The following is a 17,676-nucleotide window of genomic DNA, read 5'->3' on the forward strand; positions in this document are numbered from 1 at the left end:
TCAAAAATTCGGCCCTGCAATATCCCACCATAGCCTGGTACCTCCGTGATCGGGACCGCCCAGCAACGTTACCCCTTTGGCTACTTCGGCGGCATTGGTTACATATTCTGACCCGGGATAATTCATCCTGCGAATCTGAATAGCAGTGGAAATCTCACCTCCGCTGTTGTTTACAGCAACCGGGAAAAGCCTGGGGTATCCTGTTCTCCGGAAAGTTGACCAGGCGCAGGTTCCATCCGGAAAATCAGATATCCATTTTTGAATAATAATGCGTTCGAGTTTCTGCTCATTTGTAGCCGCTTCATCCCATTTTACAGAAAGATCAGATATGGCAGGCGCATTTTGAGCAGGGAGCAAAGGATCGGTGTAATTTGCCGGTTTGCGAATATCATTATTAATATAACCAGGTGCATCTCCACCTACACCCCATTGTGTTAAGGAAGTACTAATACCTTCTTCATACAATTCTTTTACGGAAGTTCCTCCCATATTCCAGCCACGTAACGCGCCTTCAGCACGAAGGAAATATACTTCCGCCGCTGTCATTAATTCCGTAGGTGTTGCCTGAACAAAACTCCCTGCAGCAACGTTTGAAAATTTGAGCATATCGCCTCTTGCCTGTATGTTACTTCCTGTTCTTATCCCCACATATTCACCGGGTACTATTGTTGAAGGATCATAGTACTTACTTAACCTGGGATCGCTATAACCATTCATGCAGGAAATGAGCGCGGCATTTCCTCTTATATCTCCCCAAATCTGGGAGGCAATATACAGCGCATTGCTCCCGCCTTTTACAAAGGCATTGTGTTCATTAGAGGTGAATACGCCTCCATTTAACGGATCAACCGCCTTTTCAGCCTGCGTTTTGGCAACTTCCGGCGCTACTTTTACGATCTGCATTGCTAACCGGAGCCTTAAGGAATTGGCAAACCTCAGCCACCGCGAATAATCGCCTGCATAAATATTATCAAACTTACTGAATGGCTTTGCGCCCGGAAACTTCACTATATAGTCCTGTAATGCCTTTGACGCTACATCAAGCTCACTAAAGAAGGCATTGTAAATTTCCTGCTGACTATCATAGGGAACCGTAGTGCCACCCTGTCCAAATTTAGTATAAGGCACAGGTCCGTAAATATCCGTTACTTTATGCATCCCGTATACTTTAAGGATAAGCGCCACCGCCCAGAAATCGGGAGCAGAAGCTTCCGCACCCCGCCGTTTTATTTCATTTACGGGCGACATCACTGCATTGTAGCCTACACCAAACATTCCGTACCCGGCCCATGCTTCCAGCATAGAATAATTGGTATTGTTGGCTCCGGGATTGGGAAACATGAAGTAACCGGCAAAAGTACCACCCGTTAAAAACTCCCCTATATCCATGGGGATCATATTATTTACGGTAAAGGCATTTTGTATGCTTGGGAAAAATGCGCCTATATTATTAAAATCAACTTTTAGCTGTTCATCCGAAATACTGTTGGTGTCGGTATTGAATGATTCAAAATCTTTTGTGCATGCATTCATCATCAACAATAAAGCTACCAGGGCACAAGCTTTACTATTAATGAAACTATATCTGTAATTTTTCATTATGCTTAATTTAAGTATGAATTGGTTAAACAGTTAAAATGTAACATTCAGGTTAAAGCCAAAACTGCGCGTGGCGGGAAGGCTTAATATTTCTACGCCTGAATATCCGTTACCGTTTGAAAAAATAATATCAGGATCAAATGGTGCTTTCTTATACAGGTATACCAGGTTCCTGCCTACCAATGAGAATTTCACAGTTTTGAAAAAACCGTCTTTCAGCACTGTGGAAGGAATAGCGTATCCCAATGAAATTTCACGCACCCTTGCATTGGTAGCATCATACATGTATTCTCCTGTTGCATGCTGGATACCGCCTACAGTTTGATACCATTTCCGGGCATCCACAGAAGTTACGGAAGTTTCTGTTCCTTCGGTAACACCATTCACTTTTACACCTCCGTTCAACCGGGCTTCGCCACTTGCTTTAGATATTCCCAGCCCGTCAAACACCTGCTCCGAAAGAGACATTACTTTTCCGCCAAAACTTCCATCTACCAAGAAGCTTAAAAGGAAATTCCTGTACCTGAAATTGTTGTTAAAGCCTAACTTAAATTTAGGATTAGAATTGCCCACAAATGCCGGGCTTCCGGATTGTATTACGGGCTTACCGTCTGCATCAATAACAACTCTTCCTTTTTCATCTCTCTTAACTACCTGGCCAAACAGGTCGCCATAAGAACCACCCACTTTAAGAATAGAATAATAATTGTTGATATCGCTGGTAAGTACAAACTGCTCCACCTCCGTGGCTAAACGCTTTATAACATTTTTATTGGTTGAAAAATTTACCGCACTGTTCCACCTCAGCAATGTTCCGGGCAATGATGTATAACCAAGGGTAACTTCAACACCTGAATTTTGAATATCGCCACCATTAATGTAACGCAGGCTATACCCTGTACCCGGGGGAACAGCAATGGAAAAGAACTGGTTAATCGTGTTTGTTTTGTAATACGTAAAATCAACGCTAAACTGATTCCGGAACAATTGCATCTCCGCTCCTACTTCCAGCGACTTTGTTTTTTCGGGTTTTAAATCAGTAAATGGTGTTTTGTTATTGAAATTTACATTACCCCTGCCATCCAGGTAATTCTGCGGGTTAGTAACATATAATGGAACGGTATTTCCCACCACAGCATAAGAGCCTCTCAATTTCGCGTAGGAAATTACTTCAGGTAGCTTCAACGCTTCCTGCAACAGAACGCTTAAACCTGCCGATGGATAGAAGTACGATCCGTTCGGGGTAAAACTTAAATTGGATGACCAGTCATTCCTTCCTGTCACATCAAGCGACAACCAATTGTTGTAGGTAATATTGGCGCTTCCGAAAACTGCCTGCAATTGTTGCCGTCCATCAGAAAGAGAACTTGCATAGCCGCCATTTAACGGATTCATATTTTGAATGGTAAAAACATTCGGTATATAAAGCAGGGTAGATCCGGCAGACTCTCCATTGGTACGGGTATCTGTGATACTGGAACCTACCAGCACATTTAAACTTATTTTATCAAAAGATTTTGACGCATTTAAAATTGCATCTCCATAATATTCAGTAAGCGTTCTGTTTAAAAGGTTATACCCGCCATTCGGCCCACCGTAAGCTACAGCCGTTCCCACGTAATACTTCCGGGTGTTTACATCGTTGGTCTTGTCCATATTTCCGCGGAGCTGCAGATTCAGCCAGTCCGTAATATCATATTTTGCCACCAGGTTTACCATTGTCCTGTTGCGCTTATTATCGAACAGGTTCCTGTTCGCTACCCAGTAGGGGTTTTGGTTTGACGCCGTAATAAATGGCCAGTTTTGAGTGCCTACATTTCTAACAGAATCAAATATTTCAAAATTTTTATAAGGCTCCATACTTAATCCCCTGGGAAAGCTATATAGTCCATACAATTGCGTTGCCTGAAATCCGCTCATGGGTGGATTGTGCATGTGCTGGCTTATAATATTTAAATTGGCATCAATGCTTAATTTATCTTTTAAGAATTTTGCCGTTTCTCTTATGGAGAGATTGTGCCTGGTAAGCTTATTATCTTCCAGGATACCATTGCCCTTTGTATGTGAATAAGAAAGATAGGTACGCATATTTTCATTGCCGGAGGAAAGCGCAATGGAATTTATCCATGTTTTACCCGTCTTAAAAAATCCGGAAATATTATCGGGCGCATTTGTTATCGCTTCACCCCAGCTTTCTTCCGATCCCGGGGCAGTTTGACCGAATGAGCTTTGAAACTCCGGTAGGTAGGCAGCCCTGTCCATACTGAAACTTGAAGAAAAATCAATAGTGGAAATACCACTCTTGCCCTTTTTTGTTGTTATTAATATAACACCGTTGGCAGCCCTGCTTCCATATAATGCTGCAGCCGATGCACCTTTCAGCACATTAATACTTTCAATATCATTAGGGTTTAAGTTCGATATACCATCGCCACCATCAAAACTCGAAAAAGACTGGTTGATGCTCTCGCTGGCAAAGTTGCTCATAGGTACACCATTGATTACGTACAATGGCTGATTATTTCCCTGGGCAGATTTATTACCCCGGATTAATACTTTAGCAGAACCTCCTACTCCTGATGCATTCCTATAGATGCTTACCCCCGATACTTTTCCGGAGATTGTATTGATAAAGTTCGTTTCCGCAACCTTTGTAAGTTCTGATCCGGTTACTTTTTGTGTAGCATAGGTTACCTGGCTCGACTTTCGCTCCACGCCCAGCGCTGTAACTACTACCTCGCTTAATACCCCCTGTGCCTCGAGCAATTGCACATCTAAACTTGTGGCATTGTTCACCGAAATTTCCTGTGGTTCAAACCCACTATAGGAGAAAATTAAAATGCTATTGCTGTAACAGGAAATAGCAAATTCGCCACTATTATTGGTTAAAACAGTGGTACTGCTCCCTTTGATATTTACACTTGCACCGGGGAGCACTTCGCCTTTGATATTCGTTACTTTTCCGCTCACAGTAAGTTGTTGCTGCGCAAATGCTGTTATACAGAAACTCAAAATAACTCCAAGCACCAGCAAAGGCTTGCGAAAAAACCTGGATGGCAAATAATCGTTTAACATTTAATTTGATTTAAGCTGATTAAAAAATTAACAGAGTTGATAAACTTATCGGGGATCTATTTTTTAACTAACATTTTTCAATGTTGTTTACGAATTAAAATTAGTTAATACCACATTGGAAAGAAACAACTGCATTTTCAAATAACGACACTCAATTTGCATGATCTGTGGTTATATTTTTTATGGTGGTTGTTTATAAAGAACAAAGGAAGATCACCGGTTACATTATTTGCATTTAACCGGAATAATATCATCAATACATTATGGCTTATTTATTGCCTGCTGCCGGAAGCGGAGGTTTAACTACAGGGTCTGTTTGCTCGGTACAATGATATAACTTCAACAACTCATAAAATCCTTCATAACATTTTTCATTAGGAGCCCCTCCATTGGCTTTAAGTTCAGCATCAAGCATTGTTCTGATAAAAAGGATACGCCACCGCCATGAAGATTTTGCCCAGGCAGACATTGTTTCATTTGATTTTTTTACTATTTCATAAGCATCTTCAGCTCCGGGATCAGGCTGGGGCTTTACATTCTTTGAAGGAAACCAGTCTAATTGCAGTTTTACACCTTCCAGCTTCCCCGGCCACCAGCGCATATGATGGTTTTGCTCCAATGTATGTATTACTTTTAATATGCTGTCCGTATGTGCTATCCCCAACTCGTACCGTGTATATTCTTTTAATATATCATCAACATCCGCCTTATCATTCCAATACAACTGCGCATATACTGCCTTGTTCATATCTTCAAAAATACCTTCGGAATAGGGAAATCCGCCTGATGAAAAACTACGCACTTTGCTCCACTGCTCCGCTAATTTTTCAGGCGTTGGATTAGCACCAAAACCGCCCCATGGAAACATACCATCCATGCTTATTTCCGGAAATCCTATGGACGGAATGTTTCCGGGAACTTTTGTAAAAAAGCCCCCATAGGTATTATTTATTTTTTCAGCCATTATCGTGTTTACCCAACTACCTGCTGCTGGCATTTGCTGCATAACGTTTTTCCATTCTGTGCTGTCCAGCATCCATGTAGATAATATTACCTTAGTATGGGGTAATATTTTTGAAGCCAGTTGGGCAACTGCTTCGGAAGCTTTAATAAAACCATTGCTGCCCCAGGGCTGGCAATCTGAAGTAGCACAACCACCCGGATCATATGGCCATATGGTGATGTATGCAGGATTAAAGGGTTTGCACCAATCAAAGAATTCTTCTCTAACTTTTAAAATATATTCCAGCCCACCGGGTTTGCGGGGACAAATATCTTCCGGATAAACAGCTCCCCTTTCCCTGCCTGGTAAAGCTCTTAAATGCTGTGGGCTTTCCACATAAGCCTCATTAGCAACCAGGGTAAAAGAAACATCCATGCCTATATTTTTGGCTGCCTGTAAAATATGCGCTATTCTTTCCCTGAAACGTACAGCTACAGGATCATCATAAGATTTGAAGTGGTGCATATCATACCAAATCTTAATGTTATTATATCCCCACAAACCCAGATCCTCTACATACTTTTGAAGTTCTGTAATGGGCGCTGTTTGATAATAATTATAAAAATGAGTAGCCCAGTAAATGCCTCTCAGTTCTTTATCAGGAACGCTCTTTCCCCGCCAGGTACCTATGGTAAGACTTTCATCGGTATAACTGGCAGTTCTTAAAAATTTGCCTATACCATACAATAAACCGCTTTCATCATTTCCTGTAATTATTATACTTCCGTTTTCCCCATCCGCAATAGTAAAACCTTCTTTACCAATATCATTGTTTATGGCTAAAACCACTGTAATGTCAGCCGCATTACTTTTGGATACCCGCTCAATTCCCCTGTCTTCTAATCTTTCCACAAATACCTGCTCAATCTTATTCACTACCGGTGAGGAAGATTCAACTGATTGCACATATATATGCTTTACGGGCTTATTAAGCGTGCGGCTTTTTGTGTTTGTGCAAGACAGTGCTGTTAGCATGCTGATCAAAAAACAGCATATCAACCACTGGTTTTTGTAAAAAGATGTCATGTCTGTCATTTTTTGCATTACAAATAATCCCTGCGCTTATTTAATTTTAGCAAGGGTGTCTTCCAGGGTGGCTTCACCATGTACAATATCCATGAGCAAACGCGTAATATGTGCAGGATGCTTATGCTGGATAATATTTCTGCCATATACAATACCTGAAGCGCCCTGCTGCATTAATATGGCTGTTCTTTTTATAATTTCTTCATCAGAGGTTTTGCCACCACCTCTTACCAACACAGGGATATCTCCCGCCACTGCTATCACCTGGTGATACGCTTCCACGTTAGTGCACGGATCAGCTTTAATAATATCAGCGCCCAGTTCTACCGCCTGCCGCACCAGCGGAATAATTTTTTTAATATCTCCATCCACCATATACCCGCCTTTATCACTATTGGGCCGGAACACCAGCGGCTCAATCATCAGCGGCACCTGGTAATGTTCTGCTTCCAGCTTAAGACGAATGATATTATCAATGCACTGGCCGGTTACTTCCGGCGCCCCGGGAATAGAAAAGAGATTGATGCACATACATGCGGCATCCAGCCGAACAGCCTGCAGGGCAGCCTGTTCTATCATTTTACTAAATGAACCCGTAGTAAGGGAGGCGCCGTATACATTGGCCACATCGGTTCTTAGTACCAACGCGGGTTTTTGTTTTCCCGGAATTTGCTGCAGATACTTTGCCTGTCCCGCGGTGAGTTGTATGGCATCCGGCGATGCCTGCACTACCATTTCAATGGCCGACCGGATATTTTCAATTCCTTCCAGGAACTGGTATTCATTAAAAAAACCATGATCCACCGCCACATCAAAACATTTTTTTGATGCGGGGTTAAACAACCTGTTGAGCCTGTAACTTTTCATTATTGTATATGCTTGAAATGATTTTAACGGGATAAAAAACAATCCCTGTTATGAATATTTCATGTGTATTTATTCCCACATCCTGTTAATCATGCGCACTGTTTCCTCTACCAATACTTTACCTCCGGCAGGGCCTATATTATTAGCCATAGCACTATAGCCACCGCCATCCAGCGCCCTTTGCGTGGGCAGGTATCCACCAGAATCGCCGGAAAACTGCACGATAAATGTTTGCTTTGCCTTACTTCTTGCGGTAATGGCAAATCCATAATCCACAAAAAGTTCAAAGGGGTTGGTTGCCACTGCTACATCATGTATCCGCAACACATGCAATTCATAGGCATAGGTTGCAGGTCTGTTCCCGTCTTCGTACTGCTGCACTACTATCTCCATGGGCCGCAACCAGCCGTAATCGGAGGTCTTGCTATCCCATGGTCCGTAAGGCTGTGTTTGCTCATTTTCTTTCATCTCCTGTAAAAAACGGTTCCATGCCGTATGCGGAGATGCAGGATCAGCAGGCTCTTTGGCTTTAATGGTGTTTACCATCTTAAGTGACCGGGCATATTCCTCCTCACTGATCATGCGCGTAGGTATCAGAATATTTTTCACTTCATGCCGGAATACAATATCCGTAGACATATTATCCAGCGCAGCAGCATACGCGTTGCCTATTACCTGGTCAATTCTTTTTCCTATTGCTATAATACCAGGCACATCCCACATATCCGGTTCGCCGGCCCTGTAGCGCGTAGTTAAATCGCGCGGAGCAATATCGCCTGCCGCACCACATTGCGGTAAGATGAAAACATTTTTTCCAAATCTTATTGCCACCTGATTTCGTACCTCGCTCCAGAAATCTGAAGACACATAGTACTTTGATTCTGTAACCTGCGCCGGGCACGAAACATTAATGAAAATACCGGTTAATTGTTTATCCATATCCCAGGTAAACAACAAATCAATTCCGGGATCGGTTGGCCCTTCTATCCCTAAAAAATCTTCCCGGTCTGTTCGTCCATACATCTCTGCAGTGCCATCAGTATACATTACACGGCGGTTATGGCCAATTACAGCATAGCCGAATGCTGTACTAACGGCAGCAGGCTTTTTATTCAGCCAGGCAGTTATTGCTGCTTTGCAAATACCATCCAGCAACAATTGGCCAAATGTGCCTGCCACTTCAGGGTAAGGTGCAGAATGGGTATGCGTGGCATTTAAAAAAAGTTTGCGTACATCAAAATCCGGAAGTTCGTCTTTAACACGTTCCCTTACGGCATCCTGCACTTCCTTTAAAGCGTAAATAACGTCCATGGATACCGTAATAGCCTGCTCCGCATTGCCTGCCGTATCTTTTTTTTCAATAGCGCAGGCCGTAACCGTTAATGCGCTTTGCACATACAACGATATTCTTTCATAATACTGACCGTACAGGGACACCGGGCCGGAAGGGGTTATATCTTCCGTTGCCCAACCTATGCGTAATTTCGCATCCGCCACGTTATTTTGTGTGTTCATACAAAATGTTTAATTACTTATCCGGGGAAATATGGAATTTTTTTTTCCCTTACCTGTATCCAAATTCTTTTTCTGTTTCAGTAATGGCATCTTCAATAATATCCATTCCCATTGCCGCGTATTTTTCATCCATTATTAATGGCGGCGACATCCGCAGAATATGGCCTGCAGGTATCCATGCCAGTCCTTTCCTGAATGCTTTCTGATAAACCGCTACTCCTGCTTCCGGAAAAGGTTCCTTTGTTTTTTTATCTTTTACCAGTTCTATTCCCAATAAAAAGCCTTTTCCTTTTACATCGCCAATAATGGGATGATCCGATTTCATTTGCTCCATTCGCTTCATAAAAAATGCGCCTACAGTACGCACATTTTCTAAGATGCTTTCTTCTTCAATAACTTCTATTGAAGCCAGAGCCGCCGCGCAGGCCATTGGATTTCCGCCATAGCTGGAAGAGGCAGAAATTTTTTCAAGCGCTTCCCCGTTCTCTTCGCTCACCACCATTGCGGTAACAGGAAAACCATTGCCAAATGATTTTCCGAAAGTGACAATATCCGGAATAACCCCCCAATGATTTAAAGTGAGCCATTCCCCTGTACGCCCCATCCCCGCCAGTACTTCGTCATCATACAGGAGTATATGGTGTTTTTCGCATAAAGTTTTCAGCTTAGGGAAAAAATCATCCGGTGGAAAAATACTTCCAGCCCAGCCCTGTGCCGGTTCCAGCACAAAAGCCGCTACGTTACCTACTGTTCCTTCCTTTATAAAGTTTTCATAAAAGCGTATATAGGCATCGGTATCAATAGTGCCGTCTGCCTTTTCCCACAACGGACGATATGGGTCGGGACGGGGCACCATATAAAATCCCGGGGCTCTGGTAGGGCCGTAACTAAATGTTTCGCTCCGGTACATTTGTGCACAGCTTACCGCGCTCATGCTTTTGCCATGAAAATCCCGATAGGCAGAAATAAATTCATGCTTACCGGAAATGGCACGCGCCGCCCGGATAGCCGCCTCAACGGCTGTTGTACCGTCTGAATACAACTGAACCGCGTTTAATTTGCCCGGTAAAATGGATGCCATTTTTTCCATCAGCTTTTCTTTTACAGGCGTAGTAAAATCATGGGCGTTCATTAATTTTTTTGCCCAGTAAGCAATGGCTTCAGATATTTTGGGATGGCAATGACCCAATGAAGTAACATAAATACCGGAGGAAAAGTCAAGATACCTGTTGCCATCCACATCTGTTAATGTTATACCCGAACCTTCTTCAAAACATACCGGGAACAGCTTCACCTGTGAGCTGAGTCCCTTCATGTATTTTGCGGTATTGGCATGCATCTGTTTTGAACGCGGCCCCGGGGTTTCTGTAATCAAATGCGGAATGCCTGCCGCTGCTGCCCGCCACCAATCTTTACCTGTAGTTTGTACATTATTCATGTGCGTTTACATTTTTTTAAGTAAAACAATATTCAACTATTATCCCCTGTTTCAGCACTGGTAACCAAATCGCAAACGTTCCATACCGCATTGGGCTCATCGTTCATTTCCGCTATCATGGTTTCCCAGTCGTTCAGCTCCGCATAAATGTCATTGCAATACAAATTGTTTCTGCCTGCTATTGCCGCAAATTTCATGGCAGTATCAGGGGCCTCGCCATCCAATATTGCCGCCAGGAAAGCGCCTGCAGAAGTATCGCCTGCACCGGAAGCATTCTTCACTTTTTCTTCCTCCACATGATAAGCGTTGCACCAGAGCTGGCGGTTATTCCATTGCTGCTCCTGCAGGTGTACTGTTTTTTTATTATTGAGCGTATTTACTTCATGCGTCCATAAATACAATCCGCGGTGAGCCGCTTTTATTAAAACGATATTTGCCCCGTATGCTACCAGGGTTTCACCCAGCTCTTTTATCAAATCCAGGGGAACTTTATCAATCATATCACCCGCATCATCTGAAGCTTCCAGCCGGGCATATTCATATGGAAAAACCATTTTTAATGCCTCTTCCAGGCTGGGAACAAATACGTCTGTATACGGCAGGGTTTGCCTGAGTACTTCCGCCCAGTTTACGTTTCCCGATTCACTCTCCGCATCCGGCAGGCTAAAATCAAGTGAGGTTACCACATTCATGGCATCTACTTTGCGAAACAGCGCGGTTAACTGCTTCCCTTTTTGCCGGTAAAATTTTTGTAACAGTGGCGGATACCCGAAATGAAACAGCCTGCTATCCGCAATGGCATCATAATTAATATGCTGCACATCAAAAAGCTCGCTGCATCCCGGTGATTCCAGGAATATGCGGTCCACGCCCGGCGGGGCTATCACCAATCCAAAAGCCGTTCCTTTTTCGGTTATGGTACGGATCCCTTCGGAAAGCTTATACTTATCGAGCGATTCCCTGGCAATTTTACCAATAAAATCGGTACCTATGAGACCATTCAAAAAGACCTTTTTTGAGAATTTTTTCATAGCCATGCCTGTATTGGCTACCACACCGCCCAGTGTTGATTCCAGTCCGTCTATTTCAACCAGCTTGCCGGGTTTCAATACATCGTATACATCCGTTACTGAAATATTTTTTTTAAACGCCGGAATAAGGTCAACACAAACATATCCCGCTATTACTGCATCGTATTTTTTCATAGCAGTGTTTTATATCACATTTATATTTTTCAAATAGCAGAAATCTTTTAACAACTGCAAATGGTCGCCATAGGCTATTATATAGTGCTGCCCTGAAATATTTTCTGCAAATGCTTCTACCGGCGTATCCAGTGTTAGCTCAAAACTGGGTAATTGTGGCGCCGGCTGCTCCCAGCCCGCTTCTTCCCATGCTCCTGGCTTAGCTGTTCCGGTAACCACGTGCAGGGTATACCGGTCGCCCGTATTTGACAATCTTGCCAGGGTAACCCTTCCTGCCTTTACCTGAGAAACGTTCAGCAAACCGCCGCTAATGCCGCCGAAAGCAGATTGTGTTACCTTCACGCGTCCTTCTACCACCTCCGCAGGCACATAATCCGGCACGCCCATTAAAACGCTGTTTTCGAAAAATTCATAAAATTCAAAATAGGCTCCGCATTGGCCGGTTAAATGTTTAACGATGATTTGGGTAACCGCTCCCATCACATCATTTTCGGGTATGGTACACAAACCGGCTTCATCAGATAAAAGCATAAATATAAGCGCGGGAGGAAAGTGTAATATTTTCTTCATGCCGTCCACATCCTTTAGTGAAACAGCATCAAAACGGTGGTTCTTCGCTATTTTTGAAATAGCGAGGTAATATTGTATGCCCTTGCGCAGAAAGCTATCGTCAGCAGGTTTTTCAAAATCCCATGCTGCTTTTATTTTCGTGAGAAGGGGTTCAATAGCCGCATCCTCAACTTTTTCACTTTCCTGCAGCATTTCAAGCATCTCAAAAAATTCTACTTCAATCCCAAAATCTCTTTTAAGCGATATTCCTTCATAAATGGTATTATAAAGTTTCATATCCCGGAACCCCATCATGCCTACTTTGGTATGCGCTACTGATCTTTCAGCAGCAGCGGCAGCTACAAAACTCCATATTTTAGGTAGTGGCGATGGTTTGCCAATGATGTTATATACATACTTAAACCTGTAACCCAGGTCGGCAAACACTTTTCTCAGCGCTGTAGTGCCTGCCTGCGCCGCGGCAGTAACGATGCGCCCGTTTTCGATATCGCCTGCAAGCCCCCATAATATCATGGGTTTATGTTTATACCGGCTTGTTATTGCAATTACAGCATGGGAGGGAATCCATCCTGCCAGGCAAATAATGAGCACATCAAAATTACCGCGGTCTAAATCTTCCAGCGCCCTGGCTACATCCCTGCCGGCTTCATCATCTGTAACGGGTGCTGTGGTTACCAGTTCAATGCCAAGCGATGCTATTTCCGCGGCGGCTATGCTGCATTTCGCTTTAATTAATTCAGGCGGAGAATTAATTTCTCCAAATCCTACAAAACCTGCTTTCATTCCAATTCTGTTTAAGTATATAAAAATAAATCCTGTTCAATCTTACTGATTGATACGATGATCCTTCTCCTTTCCTTTCCAGAAAGCCGTTATGCTTTCCAAACCAATTCCCTTGGTTTCCGGTACGGCCTTCCACGAAAAAATGGCACAGGCGGCACAGATGATTGCAAAAATGATATATACCCCGGCAGCATTATTAAACTGCCCGGTGAACCAGTGCGTTAATACAGGGAAAAACTGTGCGGTTACGAATGATGACGCATACAGGAAGAAACATACCACTGCCAGGGCTTTACCTCTTACGCGATTGGGAAATATTTCCGCCACAATAATCCAGCTTAAAGGAGCCAGTCCTAATGTAAAGGCACCTGTTCCCATAAGCATGGGTATTAAGGTATATATGGGCGGCCATTGCTGAAATAAGTTAAGCGCCATTATTAAATGCGCAAGTGACATTAAGCATACGCTGCTAATTAAGAGGGTCCGCCTGCTGTAGCGCTTTATTAAGCCAAATGCCGCGATGGTGCAAACAAAAATAAATACATATACGGGTATGGAACTCAGTATGGCGTGAGAACCTACTGTAACGCCGGCTTCCGCTAAAATGCTGGGCGCATACAGCAACATCATATTCACCCCATTGATCTGTGAGAATATCATAATAATTATTCCAATAAGAAGCGCCCGCCGTATGCCGGGCTTCAGCAGGTCTCCAAACTGCCCGGTTTCAGTACCCAGCGAGTGTTGTATGGTTGCCAGCTCGTTTTTTGCCGTTTCAGAACTATTGATTTTAGTGAGTATTTTGAGCGCTTCTGCCATCCGGTTATTGGCGGCAAGCCACCTGGGGCTTTCGGGTATGAGCAATAAACCAATCATTAAAAATATGACGGGTACTGCCTGCGAAGCAAACATCCACCGCCAGCCCCAGCCATCAAAAGAAAAAAAGTAGCTGGCAATAACTGCCAGGTTAATACCAATTACGTTAGAAAGCTGGTTAACATTTACCAGCACGCCGCGCTTATGCGGTGGCGATAGTTCCGCTATATAAATGGGCGATGACATCATAGCGAGTCCTATACCCACACCACCCATAAAGCGCCACAATCCAAAATCCCAGATGCCCGCCGCAAATGCGCAGCCTACAGTGGAAATCATAAAGAAAACGGCAGCTACCATCATGGTTTTCTTTCTGCCAATGCGGTCGGTAAACCATAAGCCAAACAAAGGCCCGGCAATAGCGCCCAGTATAGCGCTGCTTACAGCAAAACCTTTTAAAGCGGGGGTAAGCTGAAAATCGGCTTCCAGAAAGGGTAATGCGCCTGCAATAATAACCAGGTCAAACCCAAACAGGAACCCGCCTACAGAAGCTACAAGGGTAACGCCGAATATATACCGGTTTCTTTTTTTAGAACTGTTCTGTAATTCCATTTCAAATTGCCTTAGCGTTGTCTATTATACGCATTATAAAATAAGCACACACCAACTGTTCATTTTTCAAACCGAAATTATTATCATTAACCGGACTGGCATACTACTCTCTTATCCAGTTATAACACTATGTAGTCATTTCCAGTTATAACACTATTTTATCATAAAAAATTACTATTATGCAATTTTATTAACAATACAAACGCATTACATGCAGCCCAAGCTGGAGAAAATCCCCGCGCACTACGCATCTGCCATAGCGGCGAAACGGGAAATTACGCCCTACATGGACTATCCGTGGCATTATCACCCGGAATATGAAATTATATTTGTGGAGAAGAGCTATGGCATCCGTTTTATGGGAAACCATATTGGTAATTTCACTAACGGCGACCTGATGTTCATTGGATCCAATTTACCGCATGTATGGAAAAACGACCGCGACTTTTACGAGGATAATAAGGATCTGTTTGTAGACGTGTACGTGATCCATTTTAAGGAAGACGTTCTGGCCAATGGTTTTTTTGACCTGCCGGAATGCGCACATATCAAAAAATTGTTTGCCAAAGCACAACAGGGTGTTTTAATAAAAGGAAAAGACCATCGTAAAATTTCCGGACTGGTAAAAGATGTGGTAGCGGCATCCGGCATTGAGCGGCTGATATTGTTTTTAAAAACATTAGATGCCATAGCGCAAACGGAAGACGTTGAGCTGCTTTCCAGCAGTGGCTATATTACTTCTGTTAACACCTCCGATACAGAACGGATTAATGTGGTGATGAATTATATTATGCAGCATTATGCCAATGATATTAAAGTGGAAGAAATAGCCAGTCTTTCCAATCTTACCGTATCTTCTTTTTGCAGGTACTTTAAGTCCAGAACACAAAAAACATTTTCTGAGTTTTTAAACGAAGTGCGTATACTGAATGCCTGTAAACTGCTGGTTAAAAGCAATAAAACAATAACTGAAATTTGTTACGAAACAGGCTATAACAATATCTCTCATTTTAACCGGCAGTTTAAACTGATTACCGGATTAACGGCAAAAGCATATGCTCAAAAATACAAACAGCATTTATTGTGAAAGTTTTATGGGAATAAAGCTGATGGCAGTACCACCTTACGTTTGCAATTTATCCATTAGCATTTACTTCCCTGCATGCATCAGTTGATATCTTTTAGGAGTGAGCCGGGTAATACTTTTAAATTGCTGATTAAAATTTGACAGATTCCTGAATCCGCTCTCATAACATACCTGGGTAATGTTCATCTCTTCTTTCATTAACAGCTTACAGGCGTACCCTATTTTTAATTCAATAATAAATTGTGTAAAAGACTTGCGTGTTCTGCTTTTAAAATACCTGCTGAAGGCCGTTGGGCTCATGTTGGCAACTGCGGCTACCTTAATCAGGCTGATATCTTCCTGGAAATGATTCATAATATATTCATATACCTGGTTTAGCCGGTCTGAACCAGAATCATCTATCGAATTTGCGAAGCCTTCACTTGACAAATCAGAAAGGTCATCCGAAGCTGCAAGCAAATTAAGTATGGTAAGCAACAGTATAATTTTTCCGGCGTCTTCAGCATGTTCCATCTTCACCAGCAATAAAGCGATTTCATCTCTTGTCTTTCCTGTAATTCTGATCCCACGGTGAGAACGATCCATCAGGCGGCGTATCTTTTCCATTTCAGGTAATTCAAAAAATCCACTACCCAAAAAATGATCTAAAAAATGAAGTACCAGTACTTCTGATTTTTTAAAGGCATGTATTTCATCGTTGCGCCAGGTATGGGGAAGGTTTTTACCTATAAAAATGAGGTCGCCATCGGTAAACCTGTCTATATTATCACCCACCATCCTGCTCCCGCTGCTTTCCACGATAAGGGTAAGCTCGTATTCATTATGAAAATGCCAAACCCCCGGAAATCCATCGTAAAATATGGACCTGGTGACACTAAAGGATGCTTTTTGCGGCACATTAACCTTAATGAGCATTGGTTGCATAATAATGATTTTATAACTCCAATATATAGTTTTTAACAACGCTGCGCTATATTGTCATCATAATTTAACTACCTGCAGGCCAAAAGACTTTACTATTGCTTCATGCAGAAACCATATCGGAGTCACGCGGTTCTTCCTGTTCCCGAACGCTTATAGCACCCTGTTTTTAAGTGCTTCACCCCGCAACCCCCTGAGTACTTCCTCCGCGGCCATATGCTGTAATTGAGGAACGCTTCTTTCACTATACCAGGCAATATGTGAAGTAAGCAGGGCGTGTTCAGATTGCCATAAAGGATGCGATTCCGGCAATGGTTCAGTTTCAAAAACATCCAGTCCTGCTAAAATTTTCCGCTGTTCAAGCGCTGCTGTTAGCGCAGTTGTATCTATCAGCCCGCCTCTTGATGTATTAATAAGTATGGCGCCTTTTTTCATTTTATTAATAGTAGTTATATTAATTATATGCCGGGTTTCTTCATTGAGCGGAAGATGAAGGGAAATAATATCCGACTTTGTAATTAACTCTTCGAAAGTAAATGGTTGCACACCTTCATCAAGCATTTGCTGATCTGTTATATTAGGGTCGTATGCCCCAACCATAAATCCAAACGAGTAGCTACGTTTTAATACTTCACGGGCAATGCGTCCATACCCAATTGTTGCGAAAACCATATCGCGAAAAGCAGGCATTGGATGCGGAGGGATGATCTTCCATATACCTTGTTTCATGCGGCTGTTTGTTTCTGTTAACTGCCTCGCCAGGGCCAGGGCCAAAGAAATGGTATGATCAGCTACTTCGTGAATACAATAATCCGGCACATTACAAACAGGAATAGATTTCTGTCTTGCGGCTTCCAGATCTATATTATCCACGCCTATTCCATATCTCACAATCACCCTGCACTTCCTGAGATTGGCTATTACTTTGGCTGTAACAGGCGCCCACTGCACAAGAAGCGCATCTGCATCACCGGCATTCATTATAATCTCTTCTTCTGTGGTACTTTTTGCGGAGTGTACTTCATATCCTAATGCAGTTAGCATATCGCTTTCCTGCTGCAGATCAGCAAATCCATAATCTGTAATAAAAACTTTTCCTTTGCTCATAAATAGATTTAATAAAAACGTACTGTAACAGATATACTGTCCTGTTTTATGC

At 42.8% G+C, this 17,676-nt stretch carries 12 protein-coding genes; 1 reads left to right on the plus strand and 11 read right to left on the minus strand.

Features of this window, described 5'->3' with window-relative positions; genetic code table 11:
• From VL121_RS18800 to VL121_RS18840, 9 genes are all read right to left on the minus strand, one after another.
• Window positions 1–1,599: a RagB/SusD family nutrient uptake outer membrane protein gene (locus VL121_RS18800; protein ID WP_325408150.1), complete on the minus strand. Its 1,599-nt coding sequence runs from the start codon at window positions 1,597–1,599 to the stop codon at window positions 1–3.
• A gap of 33 nt (window positions 1,600–1,632) precedes the next feature.
• Complete coding sequence (locus VL121_RS18805) at window positions 1,633–4,674, minus strand: SusC/RagA family TonB-linked outer membrane protein (protein ID WP_325408151.1); 3,042 nt, start codon at window positions 4,672–4,674, stop codon at window positions 1,633–1,635.
• 268 nt (window positions 4,675–4,942) lie between these two features.
• Entirely contained in the window at window positions 4,943–6,583 is a 1,641-nt protein-coding gene (locus VL121_RS18810) for a beta-N-acetylhexosaminidase family protein (protein WP_325408152.1), read from the minus strand.
• A 156-nt stretch (window positions 6,584–6,739) separates the two neighbouring features.
• On the minus strand, window positions 6,740–7,570 hold the full coding sequence (locus tag VL121_RS18815) for a class I fructose-bisphosphate aldolase (RefSeq protein ID WP_325408153.1): 831 nt from the start codon (window positions 7,568–7,570) through the stop codon (window positions 6,740–6,742).
• A 69-nt stretch (window positions 7,571–7,639) separates the two neighbouring features.
• On the minus strand, window positions 7,640–9,085 hold the full coding sequence (locus tag VL121_RS18820) for an F-BAR domain-containing protein (protein WP_325408154.1): 1,446 nt from the start codon (window positions 9,083–9,085) through the stop codon (window positions 7,640–7,642).
• A gap of 49 nt (window positions 9,086–9,134) precedes the next feature.
• Window positions 9,135–10,523 carry an aspartate aminotransferase family protein gene (locus tag VL121_RS18825; RefSeq protein WP_325408155.1) on the minus strand — a complete coding sequence of 463 codons (1,389 nt, stop codon included), beginning with the start codon at window positions 10,521–10,523 and terminating at the stop codon, window positions 9,135–9,137.
• A 32-nt stretch (window positions 10,524–10,555) separates the two neighbouring features.
• Window positions 10,556–11,728: a carbohydrate kinase family protein gene (locus VL121_RS18830; protein ID WP_325408156.1), complete on the minus strand. Its 1,173-nt coding sequence runs from the start codon at window positions 11,726–11,728 to the stop codon at window positions 10,556–10,558.
• A gap of 9 nt (window positions 11,729–11,737) precedes the next feature.
• Complete coding sequence (locus tag VL121_RS18835) at window positions 11,738–13,081, minus strand: hypothetical protein (protein WP_325408157.1); 1,344 nt, start codon at window positions 13,079–13,081, stop codon at window positions 11,738–11,740.
• Between the two features lie 42 nt (window positions 13,082–13,123).
• The gene (locus VL121_RS18840) at window positions 13,124–14,509 is read right to left on the minus strand and encodes a sugar porter family MFS transporter (protein ID WP_325408158.1); all 1,386 of its coding nucleotides are present in this window, start codon (window positions 14,507–14,509) and stop codon (window positions 13,124–13,126) included.
• Window positions 14,510–14,720: 211 nt separating this feature from the next.
• Between VL121_RS18840 and VL121_RS18845 the strand changes: the two genes are divergently transcribed.
• Window positions 14,721–15,596: an AraC family transcriptional regulator gene (locus VL121_RS18845; protein ID WP_325408159.1), complete on the plus strand. Its 876-nt coding sequence runs from the start codon at window positions 14,721–14,723 to the stop codon at window positions 15,594–15,596.
• Between the two features lie 63 nt (window positions 15,597–15,659).
• Here the strand turns inward: VL121_RS18845 and VL121_RS18850 are convergent, their stop codons facing one another.
• A complete protein-coding gene (locus VL121_RS18850; RefSeq protein WP_325408160.1) occupies window positions 15,660–16,520 on the minus strand; it encodes an AraC family transcriptional regulator in 861 nt (286 codons plus the stop codon).
• 150 nt (window positions 16,521–16,670) lie between these two features.
• The gene (locus tag VL121_RS18855) at window positions 16,671–17,624 is read right to left on the minus strand and encodes a C-terminal binding protein (RefSeq protein WP_325408161.1); all 954 of its coding nucleotides are present in this window, start codon (window positions 17,622–17,624) and stop codon (window positions 16,671–16,673) included.
• Between the last annotated feature and the right edge of the window lie 52 nt (window positions 17,625–17,676).

Origin of the sequence: Agriterribacter sp. (assembly GCF_035497235.1) — a bacterium.
Lineage (GTDB): Bacteria > Bacteroidota > Bacteroidia > Chitinophagales > Chitinophagaceae > Agriterribacter.

What these genes read in the sequence shown, in the direction of transcription:
- VL121_RS18830 (WP_325408156.1), bottom strand. Translation starts at nt 11,728, where the DNA reads ATGAAAAAATACGATGCAGTAATAGCGGGATATGTTTGTGTTGACCTT.
- VL121_RS18835 (WP_325408157.1), bottom strand. Translation starts at nt 13,081, where the DNA reads ATGAAAGCAGGTTTTGTAGGATTTGGAGAAATTAATTCTCCGCCTGAA.
- VL121_RS18845 (WP_325408159.1), top strand. Translation starts at nt 14,721, where the DNA reads ATGCAGCCCAAGCTGGAGAAAATCCCCGCGCACTACGCATCTGCCATA.
- VL121_RS18815 (WP_325408153.1), bottom strand. Translation starts at nt 7,570, where the DNA reads ATGAAAAGTTACAGGCTCAACAGGTTGTTTAACCCCGCATCAAAAAAA.
- VL121_RS18820 (WP_325408154.1), bottom strand. Translation starts at nt 9,085, where the DNA reads ATGAACACACAAAATAACGTGGCGGATGCGAAATTACGCATAGGTTGG.
- VL121_RS18855 (WP_325408161.1), bottom strand. Translation starts at nt 17,624, where the DNA reads ATGAGCAAAGGAAAAGTTTTTATTACAGATTATGGATTTGCTGATCTG.
- VL121_RS18840 (WP_325408158.1), bottom strand. Translation starts at nt 14,509, where the DNA reads ATGGAATTACAGAACAGTTCTAAAAAAAGAAACCGGTATATATTCGGC.
- VL121_RS18800 (WP_325408150.1), bottom strand. Translation starts at nt 1,599, where the DNA reads ATGAAAAATTACAGATATAGTTTCATTAATAGTAAAGCTTGTGCCCTG.
- VL121_RS18850 (WP_325408160.1), bottom strand. Translation starts at nt 16,520, where the DNA reads ATGCAACCAATGCTCATTAAGGTTAATGTGCCGCAAAAAGCATCCTTT.
- VL121_RS18805 (WP_325408151.1), bottom strand. Translation starts at nt 4,674, where the DNA reads ATGTTAAACGATTATTTGCCATCCAGGTTTTTTCGCAAGCCTTTGCTG.
- VL121_RS18825 (WP_325408155.1), bottom strand. Translation starts at nt 10,523, where the DNA reads ATGAATAATGTACAAACTACAGGTAAAGATTGGTGGCGGGCAGCAGCG.